At 69.1% G+C, this 14,981-nt stretch carries 17 protein-coding genes; 6 read left to right on the forward strand and 11 right to left on the reverse strand.

Annotation, left to right across the window (positions count from 1 at the left end; all coding sequences use genetic code 11):
* Positions 1-529: 529 nt before the first annotated feature.
* The 5 genes from E1J61_RS09890 (at position 530) to E1J61_RS09910 (ending at position 3,982) form a co-directional block, all read left to right on the forward strand.
* The gene (locus E1J61_RS09890; RefSeq protein WP_133094218.1) at positions 530-775 is read left to right on the forward strand and encodes an RNA-binding protein; all 246 of its coding nucleotides are present in this window, start codon (positions 530-532) and stop codon (positions 773-775) included.
* A gap of 70 nt (positions 776-845) precedes the next feature.
* Positions 846-1,667 (forward strand): tyrosine-protein phosphatase, encoded by an 822-nt coding sequence (locus tag E1J61_RS09895; RefSeq protein ID WP_133093883.1) that lies wholly within the window; start codon positions 846-848, stop codon positions 1,665-1,667.
* A 275-nt stretch (positions 1,668-1,942) separates the two neighbouring features.
* Positions 1,943-2,248, forward strand: a complete 306-nt coding sequence (locus tag E1J61_RS09900; RefSeq protein ID WP_133093884.1) for a hypothetical protein — start codon at positions 1,943-1,945, stop codon at positions 2,246-2,248.
* A 59-nt stretch (positions 2,249-2,307) separates the two neighbouring features.
* Positions 2,308-3,087, forward strand: coding sequence for an enoyl-ACP reductase FabI (gene fabI / locus E1J61_RS09905; RefSeq protein ID WP_133093885.1), 780 nt, complete (start codon positions 2,308-2,310; stop codon positions 3,085-3,087).
* Positions 3,088-3,187: 100 nt separating this feature from the next.
* Positions 3,188-3,982 (forward strand): TOBE domain-containing protein, encoded by a 795-nt coding sequence (locus E1J61_RS09910; protein WP_133093886.1) that lies wholly within the window; start codon positions 3,188-3,190, stop codon positions 3,980-3,982.
* Between the two features lie 22 nt (positions 3,983-4,004).
* On the opposite strand, the gene E1J61_RS09915 is transcribed toward E1J61_RS09910, so the two are convergent.
* From E1J61_RS09915 to E1J61_RS09935, 5 genes are all read right to left on the reverse strand, one after another.
* The gene (locus E1J61_RS09915) at positions 4,005-4,727 is read right to left on the reverse strand and encodes an ATP-binding cassette domain-containing protein (protein ID WP_133093887.1); all 723 of its coding nucleotides are present in this window, start codon (positions 4,725-4,727) and stop codon (positions 4,005-4,007) included.
* Between the two features lie 8 nt (positions 4,728-4,735).
* Positions 4,736-5,449, reverse strand: coding sequence for a molybdate ABC transporter permease subunit (gene modB, locus E1J61_RS09920; protein ID WP_133093888.1), 714 nt, complete (start codon positions 5,447-5,449; stop codon positions 4,736-4,738).
* Between the two features lie 13 nt (positions 5,450-5,462).
* Positions 5,463-6,260 (reverse strand): molybdate ABC transporter substrate-binding protein, encoded by a 798-nt coding sequence (gene modA, locus E1J61_RS09925; RefSeq protein WP_133093889.1) that lies wholly within the window; start codon positions 6,258-6,260, stop codon positions 5,463-5,465.
* A gap of 215 nt (positions 6,261-6,475) precedes the next feature.
* Positions 6,476-6,670 carry a DUF1059 domain-containing protein gene (locus E1J61_RS09930; protein ID WP_133093890.1) on the reverse strand — a complete coding sequence of 65 codons (195 nt, stop codon included), beginning with the start codon at positions 6,668-6,670 and terminating at the stop codon, positions 6,476-6,478.
* Positions 6,671-6,730: 60 nt separating this feature from the next.
* Entirely contained in the window at positions 6,731-7,672 is a 942-nt protein-coding gene (locus E1J61_RS09935) for a 2-hydroxyacid dehydrogenase (RefSeq protein WP_133093891.1), read from the reverse strand.
* Between the two features lie 170 nt (positions 7,673-7,842).
* Here E1J61_RS09935 and E1J61_RS09940 point away from each other — a divergent pair, with 170 nt between their 5' ends.
* Entirely contained in the window at positions 7,843-8,403 is a 561-nt protein-coding gene (locus E1J61_RS09940; protein WP_133093892.1) for a nucleoside 2-deoxyribosyltransferase, read from the forward strand.
* Between the two features lie 128 nt (positions 8,404-8,531).
* Here E1J61_RS09940 and E1J61_RS09945 read toward each other — a convergent pair whose 3' ends face one another.
* The 6 genes from E1J61_RS09945 to E1J61_RS09970 all read right to left on the reverse strand — a co-directional run bounded on the left by E1J61_RS09945 (position 8,532) and on the right by E1J61_RS09970 (position 14,882).
* Complete coding sequence (locus tag E1J61_RS09945; protein WP_240745928.1) at positions 8,532-9,182, reverse strand: membrane integrity-associated transporter subunit PqiC; 651 nt, start codon at positions 9,180-9,182, stop codon at positions 8,532-8,534.
* Entirely contained in the window at positions 9,182-10,840 is a 1,659-nt protein-coding gene (locus E1J61_RS09950) for an intermembrane transport protein PqiB (RefSeq protein WP_133093893.1), read from the reverse strand. The genes E1J61_RS09945 and E1J61_RS09950 overlap by 1 nt, the downstream gene beginning before the upstream one ends.
* Positions 10,827-11,576, reverse strand: a complete 750-nt coding sequence (locus E1J61_RS09955; RefSeq protein WP_133093894.1) for a paraquat-inducible protein A — start codon at positions 11,574-11,576, stop codon at positions 10,827-10,829. Before E1J61_RS09955 ends, E1J61_RS09950 begins: the two co-directional genes overlap by 14 nt.
* Positions 11,573-12,268, reverse strand: coding sequence for a paraquat-inducible protein A (locus E1J61_RS09960; protein WP_133093895.1), 696 nt, complete (start codon positions 12,266-12,268; stop codon positions 11,573-11,575). Before E1J61_RS09960 ends, E1J61_RS09955 begins: the two co-directional genes overlap by 4 nt.
* A gap of 7 nt (positions 12,269-12,275) precedes the next feature.
* Complete coding sequence (locus E1J61_RS09965) at positions 12,276-13,481, reverse strand: AI-2E family transporter (protein ID WP_133093896.1); 1,206 nt, start codon at positions 13,479-13,481, stop codon at positions 12,276-12,278.
* Positions 13,482-13,742: 261 nt separating this feature from the next.
* On the reverse strand, positions 13,743-14,882 hold the full coding sequence (locus E1J61_RS09970) for an HPP family protein (protein ID WP_133093897.1): 1,140 nt from the start codon (positions 14,880-14,882) through the stop codon (positions 13,743-13,745).
* Positions 14,883-14,981: the final 99 nt, after the last annotated feature.

Here is a 14,981-nt window from a genome sequence, read left to right on the forward strand (position 1 = left end):
GCGCGGTGGCGCTGGCGGTTGCAGCGGTCGGGGGCGCCGTGGGCGGAGTGGGGGTGGCCGGGGTGGCCGGGGAGGCCGGGGAGGCAGGTGAAGCGTGAGAGGTATCGGGCATCGCCGTCATCCTTGTGTTGATGATCCTCGTCGAATACCTCGACACGGCGTGCTGGCGATCGGTGCACAAGCCGGCAACTGCACCGGCGGTGGCATTGTCGGTCGCGAGGCGGCATCCGCGTCGGGCTTGCTCCGGCGGCCGGGCTTCTGGCCTGGCCGTTGCGTTCGACATGATAGGAATTGTCCGAGCCGGTAGGGGTGATGTCGAGGCTCCAAAGCGCCTCATTGGGCCTTATTGCGCCGACAATGATTCAGATCAAGTTTTGCTTCGGACGACGAAATCCTGCGGCGGATTCGTGATCCCATCTGTAAAGGCAGGCGCCACAAGGCCTGGCGGCTGATGCGGCGGACGCGTCGCCACACCCGGCCAGCCAGGTGATGCATGCGTCAGGGTGATCTGAAATAATTGGAGCCGATGATGAAGGTTTTGGTGCGCGGACTGAAGGCAGGACTCAGCGCAGCGGCGCTGCGCAAGGCACTGGCGCAATACGCCAGCATCCGCTCGGTCGAGCTGGTCGACGCCGGCGACCCGAAGCGCCCGTGGGCCTGGGTCGATATCGACGCCGGCGCGCTGGCGGTGTGGAAGCTGGTGGCGCGGCTGGACCGGCGCTATATCGCTGGCTCCCACCTGCGCTGGTATGTGCCGGCGTACCGCGGCCGCTGAGGTTGGGCGCCCGACCTCAGCCACTGACGGCTGCCGGGTCCGCATCGATAAGAACAGTCAGGGAGCAATAATGAACAAGTGGTTCCACCGGGCATTTCCGCATGCCCACACGGTCGTGTCGCCCGGGCCGGCGGCATTGGACGGCATGATCGGCGACGCCGGGCTGGCATTCGACACCATCAGCAATGCCCGCGACCTCGGCGGCCTGCGCGGCGCGTCCGGACGCCGCGTTCGCAGCGGCCGGCTGTATCGCAGCGGCAACCCGGCGCTGGCCAGCGCGGCCGACCTGGACCGGCTGCATGCGCTCGGCCTCGACATGGTGGTCGATTTCCGCTCCCCCGGCGAGAAGTCGCCGGACGAGGCCGGCTTCGGTGCGCGCTTCAACTGGGTGGCGGTGCCGGTGCTCGATGGCAGCATGGCAATGGACGTGCTGATGCCGCGCCTGCGCGCCAGCACGCCGGCGCAGATCGACGGCTTCATGCTCGAGGTCTACCGCGATTTCCCGGTGCGCTACCGCGACGCCTTCGGCGGCTTCATGCAGACCGCGCAGGAGGGCAAGACGCTGCTGTTCCACTGCACCGCGGGCAAGGACCGCACCGGCTTTGCCTCGTTGCTGCTGCTGTCGGCGCTGGGCGTGGCGCAGGACGACATCCTCGCCAACTACCTGGAATCGAACCAGCGCAATGCCCGCTTCAACGAGACCGCGCTGGCCCGCATGGCGCGGCTGGGCGTGAGCGCCGAGGCCATGATGCCGCTGCTCGAGGTCCGTGCCAGCTATCTCGATGCCTCGCTGCAGGCGATCGAGCAGGGCTGGGGCAGCGTCGACAACTACCTGGCCGACGCGCTCGGCGTCGACGTCGCGCGGCTGCGCGCGCACTACCTCGAAGACTGACGCGCCGGAACGGCCCGCAGCGGTTGCGCCGGGTGTCAGGACTACTGCATCGCGTAAGTGCGCCGGGCCGCATAGGCGACGATTCGGACTGCAGGATGACAGGTGGAATTGGCGCGCCTGCATCCGGCAGGCGTAGCCATCGCCACACCTCCGGCGCCTTGCGGCGGGCAGCGCCGGCTGCTAGGCTTAATCCTGGTTGCAGTGCAACATGCGCCACTCCGGCCTGCGCCGCCAGCGCGCAACGCCCGCAAGCGGCGCCAACTGGGGGAAGTGGAATGACCGCACGCATAGCCGCCGTTCCGCCCGAGCAAGACACCGGCACCGCCACGCATCCATCCGACGATGGCGCCAATCCATTCGCAGCGTCGGGCCAGCCGGCGCTGGAATACCTCGCCGATGTTTGGCAGCGTTACGTGCAGCTGCTCGCGGACAATCCCTTCCTGACGCTGGAGAAGGCCGTGTCGGCGCAGATCGTCACGCGGCGCCCCAGGCTGCCGACAGCACAGGCAAGCCGGCTTCGCGTGCTTCGGCGCAGCGCAAGGCCGCGCCGCGGCCTGGCAGCTGACCCGTGCGCGGAGTGACCCGCTTCAGTCATCCTATTCCACCCAGTCCAGCTTGAAGTCTTCCCCCGGAGGCATCGATGGTCAACTTATCCAACCCGCCGCTCGCCGGTTCCCGTGTGCTGGTGGCCGGCGTCGCCAATGACGGCTCGATCGCGTGGGGCTGCGCCAGGGCCTTCCACGAGCTCGGCGCGCAGATCGCCATGACGTACCTGAACGACAAGGCCTATCCGCACGTCGCGCCGCTGGCCGAGGCCGTGCAGGCGCCGATCCTGATGCCGCTGAACGTGGAAGACCACGAGCAGATGCGCGCGCTGTTCGCGCGCATCGAAGCGGTATGGGGCGGGCTCGATGCGGTGGTCCACTCCATCGCCTTCGCGCCGAAGGAAGACCTGCAGGGCGGGCTGCTCAACTCCTCCGCGGAAGGCTTCGCGCGCGCCATGGACGTCTCGTGCCATTCGTTCATCCGCATGGCACGGCTGGCCGCGCCGCTGATGCACAACGGCGGCACGCTGTTCGCGATGAGCTATGAAGGCGCCAACCGCGTGGTCCCCAACTATGACCTGATGGGGCCGGTCAAGGCCGCGCTGGAAGCCAGCTGCCGCTACCTGGCGCATGAACTGGGGCCACAGGGCATCCGCGTGCATGCGATCTCGCCCGGGCCGCTGAAGACGCGCGCAGCGTCTGGGCTGAAGGACTTCGACCAGATGCTGGCCGATGCCGCTGGGCGCGCCCCGCTGGGCGAGGTGGTCGACATCATGGACGTGGGCTTTGCCACGGCGTACCTGGCCACGCCGTACGCGCGGCGGATTTCGGGCAATACGGTGTACGTCGATGGCGGCGTGCACATCATGGCGTAGCGGAGCGGGCGTGCAGGTGCTGATCCTGGAAACGGGATTGGGATTACCATAGCCGCGTTTGCCACTCTGTCACGGCACCGGTTCGCGGTGCCGGCTACTCATGCTTGAACTCCAGGGAGCCATCTGGTTCCGCTCCGGCTCGCAGGACTGGGGCGGCAAGGACCGCATCGCGCTGCTCGCCGCCATCGGCGAGCACGGCTCGATCACCGCCGCCGCGCGTGCGGTCGGCATCAGCTACAAGGCTGCGTGGGACGCCATCGACCTGATGAACAACAGCGCCGGCGAAGCGCTGGTGGTGCGTGCCGCCGGCGGCAAGGGCGGCGGCGGCACGCGCCTGACGGCGCGGGGCGAGCAACTGATCCACACCTACCGCGCGCTCGAGGACGAACACCGGCGCTTTGTCGCGCAGCTGTCGCGCCTCGGCGAGGGCGCTGCCGACGATATCCACCTGATGAGGCGAATGATGATCAAGACCAGCGCGCGCAACAAGCTGTTCGGCCGCGTCGCCAGCGTGCGTGGCGGCGCGGTCAACGACGAGGTGGTGCTGGCGCTGCCGGGCGGCCAGCAGATCGTGGCGACGATCACGCATGAAAGCGTCGAGACGCTGGGGCTGGCTGCGGGCGTGGAAGCGTTCGTGCTGATCAAGGCGTCTTCGGTGCTGGTTGGGTTGCCCGATCCGGGCGTGCGGCTGTCGGCGCGCAACCAGCTGCCGGGCGTGGTGTCGCGCGTGATGCCGGGCGCGGTCAATGCGGAGGTGGTGATCGAACTGGACGGCGGCGGCACGATCGCCGCGATCGTTACCAATGGCAGCGTCGAGACGCTGGGCCTGGCGGCGGGTGTGCCGGCGGTGGCGGTGTTCAAGGCGTCCAGCGTGATCCTGGGGGTGGTGGGGTAATGCAGAAAGGCCTGTTGCGCGCTCAGGCCACGCGCGCCGACACCGGCGCGTAGACCGGCGCATGGTGGCGGCTGTCGCCGCTGCCGAAGATGCGGCCTTCGCGGATCTCGAGCACATGGTCGCCCAGCGCTTCGACATCGGCGGGATCGTGCGAGATCACCAGCATCGGCACTTCCAGGCTTGCCTGCAGCGTGCGCAACTCGGCGCGCATGCGGGCGCGCAGGGCGGGATCGAGCGCCGAGAACGGTTCGTCGAGCAGCACGATATCGGGCTGCGCCACCAGCGCGCGCGCCAGCGCCACGCGCTGCTTTTGCCCGCCGGAGATCTCGGCGGGATAGTTGCCGACGATCTCGTCCAGCCCGAAGGCATCGATCCAGCGCCGCGCTTCCGGCGGGATCGCGCCGCGGCGCGGGTTGCGCCAGCCGCGCGCCAGCCCGAAGGCGACGTTCTGGCCCACGGTCAGGTGCGGGAACAGCGCGTATTCCTGGAACAGGTAGGCCACGCGGCGTTCCTGCGGGCGGACGTCGATGCCTGCTTCGCTGTCGAACAGCGTGCGCCCGTTCAGCTCGATGCGGCCGCTGTCGGGCGCGAGCAGCCCGGCGATGGCGCGCAGCGTCAGGCTCTTGCCGGCGCCGGACGGCCCGAACAGCGCGATGCGGCGGCTGTCGGAGTCGAAATCGATATCAAGCGAAAACTGACGGTCGGCCGACACCATCTGCTTGCGGATGCTGACATGCATGCCCATGGCGTTCCTCAGCGCGCGGCACGCGGGCGCAGGCGCCGGCGTTCATACACTTCGGCGGGATTGCGCGCCGTGGCGGGCACCAGCCGGCCGGCGACCACCAGCAGCAGCACGCAGGTGACCGAGGTCACCAGCACCAGCAGGTTGGCGGTGTTGTCGTCGCCGGCCTGCACGGCCTCGTAGATCGCCACCGACAGCGTCTGCGTGCGCCCGGGCAGGTTGCCGGCGATCATCAGCGTGGCGCCGAACTCGCCCAGCGCGCGCGCAAAGGCCAGCAGCACGCCGGCGATGATGCCGCGCGCCGCCAGCGGCAGCGTCACGCGGAAGAAGATGCCGGATTCGGAAACACCCAGCACGCGCGCGGCGTTTTCCAGTTGATGATCGACCCCTTCGAAGGCGGCGCGGGCTGACTTGAGCACCAGCGGGAAGGCGACGATGGTCGAGGCCAGCACCGCGCCCTGCCAGGTGAAGACCAGCTCGATGCCGAGGCTGGACAGCCACTCGCCAAACACGCCGCGCCGGCCCACCAGCACCAGCAGGTAGTAGCCGAGCACGGTCGGCGGCAGCACCAGCGGCAGCGTCAGCACCGCGTCGACCACGTCGCGCAGCGGCGAGCGCCAGCGCGCCAGCGCATACGCCGCGCCGACGCCGAGCACGGCGTTCAGCGCCGTGGCCCAGCCCGCGACCTTCAGCGACAACAGCAGCGGGACCCAGACGGCATCCATGGCGTGGCGGAAATCAGGGCTTCTGGAAGCCGTAGCGCGACAGGATCGCCTGGCCTTGCGGCGACGCCACGAAGTCGACGAACTGCGCCGCTTCCTTCTGCTGGCGGGTCTGGCTGGTGATGGCGATGGGGTAGGTCACCGGGGTGCGGCTCGGCACGCGCACGGCGACCTTGACCTTGTCCGGCATCACGGTGGTGTCGGTGGCAAAGACGAAGCCGGCCTCGACCTCGCCGCGCGCTACGTAGTCCAGGCTCTGGCGTACGTTCTGCGCCGGCACGCCCTTGGCGGCGACCGCGTCCCACAACCCGGCGGCTTCCAGCGCGCCGCGGGTGTAGCGGCCGACCGGCACCGAGGCCGGGTTGCCATAGGCGATGCGCTTCACTTCCGGCCGCCTCAGGTCCTGCAGCGAGCCGATGTTCAGCTTGCTGTCCGACGGCACGATCAGCACCACCTCGTTGGCGGCGAAATTGCGGCGCGTGGCATGAGCAATCACCTTCTCGGTCTCGGCCTTGTTCATCGCTTCCTGGTCGGCCGAGGCGAACACATCGGCCGGCGCGCCCTTGACGATCTGCTGCATCAGCACGTCGGACGCACCGAAGTTCAGTACCACCCTGGTTCCGGGATGGGTGCGCTCGTACGACTCGGCCAGCGACCTGAAGGCGTTGGTCAGGCTGGCCGCGGCGGACACCACCAGGTCGGCGCCGAAAGCCGGCCCGGCGGGCAGGGCCAGCGCCACGGCGGCCAGCATGGCACCGACGGCGCCGGCAAGAACGGAGCGGCGCCCGGTGCGGGCGGAGCGGAACGCGGACATGGGAATCCTCGGCGAAGCGGCCAGAAAAGCTGGCGCTGGGATGGGTGGACTGTCAGGCGCAATATACGTCCGTATATAGCGGTGCGTCAATGATGCGCCATGACCACCGGCATGGGTATTCCGGCAGCCGCAAGTGCGGTATCAGGATCTGCGAATGAGCCCCGCGGCGAGGAAGTGCCAGGGCTGGCGCCGTTGCGGCGCCAGCTTGTCCGGCTTCAGGCCGGCGGGTTGCCTTCCTTGAACAAGGACTTCAACTGAGCGCGCAGCTCAGGGGTGTCCTGGTGCTGGTGCACCGCGACCGCGTGCTGGACCGCGGCTTCGAGCAGTTCGTCTTCAGTGTCGGCGCTCATCGCAACCGTGCAGCCGATGTCGCTCGGGTATTCGCGGCAATCGATAAACTTGCGTCCCATGGTGCCTCCTGTCACCGGCCGCGCGGCCGGCGTATCCAGTATAGGCAGGGGGACCAGCCACTACAGCACCGGCGTCAGCACCTTGCCATCGGCCAGGAACGCATCGAGATTCTGCAGCGTCAGCGCGGTCATCGCGGCGCGGGTCTCGTGCGTGCCGCTGGCCATGTGCGGCGCGAGCACGACGTTGTCGAGCGCCTGCAGCGCGGCCGGCACGTTGGGCTCGTCGCGGAACACATCGAGGCCGGCGCCGCCCAGGCGTCCTTCGGCCAGCGCCGCCACCAGCGCGTCTTCGTCGATCACGCTGCCGCGCGAGACATTGATGAGGATGCCCCCGGGCCCGAGCGCGTCGATGATCTCGCGCGACACCAGCCCGGCGGTTTCCGGGCCACCCACGCAGGTCACCACCAGGAAGTCGGACCACGCGGCCAGCGCCTTCAGGTCGGCCTCGAAGCGCCATGGCGCGCCGTCGCGCGGGCGGCGGTTGTTGTAGGCGATCTCCATGTCGAAGCCCTGCGCGCGCCGCGCCACGATCTCGCCGATGCGGCCCAGCCCGAGGATGCCGAGCTTTTTGCCCGAGACCCGCGTCGTCAACGGAAAGCCGCCCTGCGGCCAGCGCCCGGCCCGGACGAAGCGGTCGCCGTGGGCGATGCCGCGCGCCGCGTCGAGCAGCAGCCCGAAAGCCAGGTCGGCGACGCAGTCGTTGAGCACGTCGGGCGTGTTGCTGACCTGGATGCCGCGCGCGCGGGCGGCATCCAGTGCGATCGAGTCGTAGCCCACGCCGAAGCTGACGATGGCCTGCAGCGCCGGCAGCGCGTCGATCAGCGCGGCGCTGCAGCCATGGCGCGCCGAGGTCACCACCACGCGCACTTGCTGGCCATGCTCGCGCGCCCACGCCAGCGCATCGCCCTGCTGCCACAGCGCGATGGCGCCGTACTGTTGCTGGAGCGTGGCATTGGTCTGGGGCGCGAGCGGGCCGACCTGGAGGATCTGGGAAGCGGACATGAGGGGTAGCGGTAGCGGCGGAGGGAGCAGAGATGGTAGCGCAAGCCCCCGCGTCGTGCCGGCCACCACACAGCCGCTGCCGCCCCGGCGCGCGAGCAACTTTGTGCGATGTTCGTGCGGCGGCAGGTTATGCTGCGGCATCCCGTTTCTTTCCTGAAGAACACACCGCCATGAAAACCATCTACCTGGCCGGCTTCGACGTCTTCCGCAAGGACGCCATCGCCTGGGGCGAGCAACTCAAGTCGCTGTGCGCGGCGCATGGCTTCACCGGGCTGTATCCACTCGACAAGGCGGCGCCGGCAGGCCTGTCGGCGCCAGACGCGGCGCGCTGGATCTATGACGCGAATATCGCGCTGCTGCGCCGCGCGGACATGGTGATGGCCAACCTCGACGATTTCCGCGGGCCGGGCGAGCCGGACTCGGGCACGGCCTTCGAGGTGGGGTTTGCGGTGGCGCTGCAGAAGCCGGTATGGGGCTACAGCGCGGACCTGGGAACGGTGCGCGATCGCGCCACGGTGGTGACCGACGCGGAAGGCCGGCCGCTGGATGCACGCGGGTTCGTGGTGGAGGACTTCGGCTTGCCCGTGAACCTGATGCTGGCGTGCCCGGTGAGGCTGGTGCGGGGCGGGGCGGCGGAATGCCTGGCGGCGATGGCCGAGGCCATCCACCGGCGCGCTGCGGAGGCGGCTGCGCGGCGCGAGCGGGAGGCCGCGGTGTGGGGGGATGACTGAGGGCGTTTTTTCTACCGCTGGTTTGCTTCCCTTGCTCTCCCGCTGAGGGGAGAGGGAGAACACCTTGCTGAGGCCAGATCTCGCGGCTTGGGCGCACCTTCCTTCCGGCAAGCTCCGTCGCGTTCGGTTTATCGCCTTAGCGCCTCCACCCCTGCCGCAATATCCTTCGCCGTGCTTGCCACGATCTCCCGGTAAGCCGCCACCACGCCATCGACCTCGCCGGGCGCGGACAACTCCGCCTGCGTGCGGCCGCTGACCACCTTGCCGTCCGGCAACCGCCGCACGGTCCAGTTGATCGTGGCGCCGGCGCGCTGTCCGACATCCGCGTCGAGCCGCAGTACTTCCGTCGTGATCCGATACAGCGGCTGCACGTCCGACAGCCCCTGCTGGTAGGTATCGACCGCGCCCAGCGTGGCCTGCAGGCGCTGTGACAGCGCATCGCGCAACTCATCCGGCAGCGGCGACGACCAGCGCGCCAGGTCGAGCAGGCGCAGGCTGGCGTCATTGCCGCCGTCGCGCACCACCAGCTGCGGCCGGTTGAGGCGCTCCGGCACGCGTACCGGCGCGACTTCCAGCCACAGCGTGCTGGTCGACGGCGCCGGCGTCGCCGCCGGCAGCGTGGCGACGCCTGCAGGCCCCTGGGCCAGCGTGTAGTAGCGCGGCTCCGGCGAGGCGCAACCGGCCAGCACGGCGGCGCCCAGTGTGCTGGCAATGGCGCCGGCAATGGCGCAGCGGGCAAGCACGGCGGCAGGTGCGGAGGTTGGGGGATGGCGCTTCATCAGTCTTTCTCCGGCTTGCCGCGCAGCAGCGCTTCGGGATGGCGTTCGAGGTAATCGGTCAACGTGCGCAGCGACGTGGCGGTGCGCGTCAGTTCCTGCAGCATGCGGCGCGTGTCCTGCTGCAGCGGCGCATCCGACGCCAGCGTGCCGTTGGCCGCGGTCAGCGTCTTGCGCGCGTCCTGCAGCGCCGCCAGCACCTGCGGCGCGACGTCGCCGTTGAGCTGCTGCACCAGCTGGTCGGCGGTGTTGAGCGTCTTGTTCAGGCTTGCCACCGTGGTGCGCAGGTCCTGGCCGATCTGGTCGAACGGGATCTTGTCGATGCGGTTGACGATATCGCCGACCTGCGCCTGCAGCTGGTCGAAGGTGCCCGGCGTGGTGGCGAACTCGGGGATCGGCGCATCCAGGTCGACCTTGGCGGGCGGCGCCTTCGGGAAGAAGTCGAGCGCCACATACAGCTGGCCTGTCAACAGGTTGCCGGTGCGCAGCTGCGCACGCATGCCGCGCTTGAGCAGGCCCTCGATGATCTGCCGGGCGCGCGCGCGGTCTTCCACGTCGCGTTCGCGGAAGCCCATGCGCGACGGGTACAGCTCGACCACCACCGGCATGCGGAAGGCCTTCTTGTCGCGCTGGTATTCGATGCCGATCGAGCGCACCTGGCCCACGATCACGCCGCGGAAGTCCACCGGCGCGCCCGGCGACAGGCCGCGCACGGACTGGTCGAAGTTGAGCATGGCCAGCGTCGGCGCCAGTTCCTCGGGCTCCTTCATCGCCTCGGACTGGTCGGCGGCCAGCAGGAATTGCGTGTTTTCCGCGGCGGCATCGGTGGCGGTGGTACGCTCCGGCGCCTGGAACGCAACGCCGCCCAGCAGCACCGTCACCAGTGATTGCGTCGACAGCTTGAGGCCGCCGGCATCGAGCTTGAGGTCGACGCCGCTGGCATGCCAGAAGCGCGTATCGGCGGTGACCAGCTTGTCATAGGGCTTGTTGACGAACACCCTCAGCGTGATGTCGCGCCCGTTGGGCTCCAGCTGGTAGGCCACCACCTGGCCTACCTGCACGCGGCGGTAGTAGACCGGCGAACCGATGTCGAGCGAGCCCAGCTCGGAGGCGCGCAGCACGAACTGCTTGCCGGATGCGTCGGTGGTCACCACCGGCGGCACTTCCAGTCCCTTGAATTCGTGCGTGGTCTCGCCGGACTTGCCGGCATCGACACCGATATAGGCGCCGGACAGCAGCGTCTCCAGCCCCGACACGCCGCTGGCGGCGAAGCGCGGGCGCACCACCCAGAAGCGCGTGTCGGCCACGGCGAAGTTCTCGGCGTCCTTGGTCAGGTCGATCGACGCGATCACATGCGAACGGTCGCGCGCGAGCCGCACCGACTTGACCAGGCCGATATCGACGTCCTTGTAGCGCACCGCGGTCTTGCCCGGCGTCAGGCCCTCGGCGGTGCGGAAGCTGACGGTGATCTCCGGCCCGCGAGAGGCCAGCGTGTGCACCAGCAGCGACACGCCGACGACCGCCGCGACGATCGGGATCAGCCACACCAGCGATGGCAGCCAGCGCGCGCGGCGCCGGCGCTCGGGCCGCGGCAGGCCGGGAGGGCCGGGAGGGCCGGGCGGGGCGGCGGGATCAGGCGGATGTTGTTCAGTGTCGGGCATTGTCGTCTTCCAGCGAATCCCACAGCAGGCGCGGATCGAAGCTGAGCGAGGCCAGCATGGTCAGCACCACGACCGCGCCGAAGGCCAGCGCGCCGCCGCCCGGGATGATGGTGGCCAGCGCCCCGGCCCGCACCAGCGAGGCCAGCAGCGCCACCACGAAAATATCGAGCATCGACCAGCGGCCGATCACTTCCACCAGCCCGTACAGCCGGGTCTGCTGCCGGATGCGCCAGGTCGCGCGGAAATGCACCGACAGCAGCAGGAAGGTAAGGATCAGCATCTTCAGCAGCGGCACAATGATGCTGGCGATCAGCACCAGCACCGCCAGCATGTGCGAGCCGGACAGCCACAGGTAGATCACGCCGGACAGGATGGTGTCCCGCTGGGTGCCGAGGATCGACTGTGTGACCATCACCGGCAGCATGTTGGCCGGGATGTACAGGATAAAGGCAGCCAGCAGGAAGGCCCAGGTGCGTGCCAGGCTGTCCGGCTTGCGGTGGTGCAGCGTGGCGCCGCAGCGCGGGCAGGGCTCGCCTTCCAGCGTGCGCGGGCTGACCAGGTCGCAGGCGTGGCAGGAGAGCAGGCCCAGGCGGCCGGCGGTGGGCACCTGCGGCAGCGGCGTGCGTTCGTCGTCGTCGGTGAGTTCGGCCACCACTTCGCGCGCGAGCCGGCGCGGGTGCGCCAGGCGGTCGGGGCGCGAAGGCCGTGGCGGTTGTGGCGGGAGCGCGTTCGTCATTGGCCGCCCTCGCCGGACCCGCCTGTCGCGCCCTCATCGTCCGGCGTCTCCAGGTAGCGCCACAGGTCGCGCGGGTCGAACGACAGCATCGCCGCCAGCACGATCACCAGCGCGGAGAACGACCACAGCGCGATGCCGGGCAGCACGCGCGCCATCGTGGACAGCTTCACAAGCGTGACCAGCACGCCGATCATGAAGACCTCGATCATGCCCCATGGCCGCGTCTGGCGGATGCCGCGCACGATGCGGTCGAAGCCCAGGGGCATGCGGTGCTGCGCCATCGGCACCAGCAGGTAGATCATCATCAGCAGCTCGGACAGCGGGAACAATATGGTGGTGGCGAACACCAGCGCCGCCACCAGCGCCATGTGGTCTTCATACAGCGCGTGCACCGCGCCCAGCAGCGTGGTTTGCGTGCGCACCCCCTTGAGGTCCATCTCGACGATGGGGTAGGCGTTGGAAACCAGGAACAGGATCAGCGCGGTGACCACCAGCGGCAGCAGGCGCCGGTAATGGCGGCGGCTCTCGCGGTACAGCTCGCCGCCGCAGCGCAGGCACAGCGCGCGCTCGCCGGGCGAGATCGGGGTGCGCTCGTAGACCGCATCGCAGTATTCGCACGCCACCAGCCGGTGCAGCGCGGCGGGCGAGGTATCGGGCAAGGCGGGTGCGGGAGCGTTGTCTGGACCTGCCATCAGCCGTTCAGCCGGAGTGCTTGCCGGTGGTCGCCGGCGGCACGTCGGGATTGTCGACCACGGCGGGGACTGCCGGAGCCGCCGGGGCCGCCGCGGCGGGGTGCGTCGCCGCGGACACCGCCGGCGCGCCGCCCGGCTTCAGGTCGCGCGCGAGTTCCTGCTTCAGCTCCTCCTGCGAGCCGATGGTCCAGTCGCGCAGCAGCGCATACGCCACCGCCAGCAGCGTCGGGCCGATGAACACTCCCAGGAAGCCGAACGCCAGCGCGCCGCCCAGCACGCCCAGCATGATCCAGATCAGCGGCATGCCGGTGCCCTTGCTGATCAGCAGCGGCTTGACGATGTTGTCGGCCATGCTGACCACGCCCACGCCCCAGATCACCAGGAAGATGGCCCAGCCGGTGGACCCGGTGTGGTACAGCCACAGCGCCGCCGGCAGCCACACCAGCGGCGGGCCCACCGGCACCACCGACAGGAAGAAGGTGACGAAGCCGAGGATGGCCGCGCCCGGCACGCCGGCGATCCACAGCCCGATGGCGGCCAGCACCGCCTGAATAAAGGCCGTGCCGAGCACGCCGTAGACCACGCCCTTGACCGTGCTGCCGGCCAGTTCCAGCAGGTGGTCGGCGCGCTCGCCGGCAATGCGGCGCATGCCCGCGCGCAACCACGCGATGGCGAACTCGCCGCCGGTATAGAAGAAGAATGCCAGGATGATCGACAGCGCCAGCTGCCCCAGCCCCGCGCCGATCGACAGGCCGGCGCCGAGCAGCACATGCCCGACCGGCGCGATCAGCTTGCGCAGGTTGGCCACCATCTCGGAGTCGGCGTTGATGATGCTGTTCCACGAGCTTTGCAGGTAAGTGCCGACATAGGGCAGGCTGCTCAGCCATTCGGGCAGCTGCGGGATGCCCTGTTCCATATAGCGGTTGACCAGCGCCGACAGGTCGTCGACGTGCGCCGAAAAGCTGGCGCCAGCGTAGACGAACGGGCCCAGCACGATCACCGTGGCCAGCAGCACGCAGATCAGCGCCGACAGGCTGCGCCGGTTGCCGAGCCAGCGCGACAGCACCGTGTACGGGTACCACGAGCTGTAGGCCAGGATCGCGCCCCACAGCAGCGCCGTGGTGAATGGTGCGAGCACCAGCAGCGAGCCGCCGATCAACACGATCAGCGCAAAGACTGCAGCAATCTTCTCGATTAACTGACCGGAACTCATCGATGGCTCTCCCTGGGCCCGCCGGTGTGACGGAAACGGCGTAAATATAGCCTACGCCGGGGCGGGCGATGCCAAAGGGGTGCTGGAAGGGTGCTTCAGGCGCCACCACCGCGGTGCGCCGGCGCAGCATGCCCGGACGCATCCACAGTGCCATAGCTTTGTGACGTTGAACAGCGCGGCGGGCCGTGGCGTCAACGCGGGGAGGCGGAAACGGAGCTAGAAGGCGCCGGGCGTGGCCGGCACCGGGGGAAAGGGCCAGCCTCAGCCCGGCACCGCCATCACGCCGCTCTTGAGCAGCGCGGCAACCAGGTCGGATTGCGTCACCATGCCGACCACGCGGTGCTTGTCGTCGATCACCGGCGCATGGTGCAGGCCGCCGTCGGAGAAGGCCCGCGCCAGCTCCACCATGGGTTGGTCGGGGCGCGCGGTGACCACGGCGCGCGTCATCAGGTCGCGCACGGTGCCGGCCAGCCGGCGCGCGCCGGTATCACGCTGTGCGGCGAAAAAGTCACTCTGCGTGATGATGCCCTCGAGGCGGTTGTTCGCATCGACCACCGGCAGCGCCTTGATGCGGTGCCGCGACAGCAGGTGGCCGGCCTCGTGCGCGGGCTGCTCGGGCCGCACCAGGATGACGTCGCGCGACATGATCTCGCCGCACAGCACGTTGCCGAAGTGGCGCCGGTACGCGTGCAGCTGCGCCGCCACCAGGATGGCTTCCAGGTCGTCTTCTTCGATATCGAGGAATTCACCGCGCGCCTGCAGGGCCGCGTCCAGGTCGGCACGGGTAAAGCCCACGCGCTGCGTTGGCGGCACGTCCTTGGTGCCATGCTGCACCGCGGGCTCGGGCGGGCGGTGCGGGTAGCGCCGCCGCGACAGGTTGTTGAAGGCCAGCGCCATCAGCAGCAGCAACATCGAGTTGAACAGCACCGGCACCACCACGAAGCCGAAACCGAGCGTACTGACCGCCGGGCCGCCGAATACCGCCGTGACAGCCACGGCGCCGCTGGGCGGGTGCACGCAGCGAAACTGGAACATCACCGCAATCGCCACGGCCACCGCCGTCGCCGCGGCAAGGCCCGGGTCCGGAATCCAGCGCGCGCAGGCCACGCCCACCAGTGCCGCGAACAGGTTGCCGCCGATGATCGACCACGGCTGCGCCAGTGGCGAAGACGGCACTGCGAACAGCAGGACCGCCGAGGCGCCCATCGGCGCGACGAACCAGGGATTGAATCCGCCCAGCGTCTGGTGGCTGATCCATTCGGTGATGAAGAGGCCTAGCAGCGCGCCAAAGCAACTCTTGATGCGCTCATGGCGGTTGGCAGCGACCGGCAACGGCACAAAAGTGCGCAGCCATGCACGTGTATTTTGCGCCAGCGAGGCGACAGCGGGGGCAGTTGGCATTCTTGGACTGGGGGCGGCTTGGGAATGGTGCACGTAATATATCACGCGGTGATATATGTGGCCGCCTTTGGTGCAGCGCATCCCTGTGTTGGGGCGTGA

The organism is Cupriavidus sp. L7L (genome assembly GCF_004353535.1).
GTDB lineage: Bacteria > Pseudomonadota > Gammaproteobacteria > Burkholderiales > Burkholderiaceae > Cupriavidus > Cupriavidus oxalaticus_A.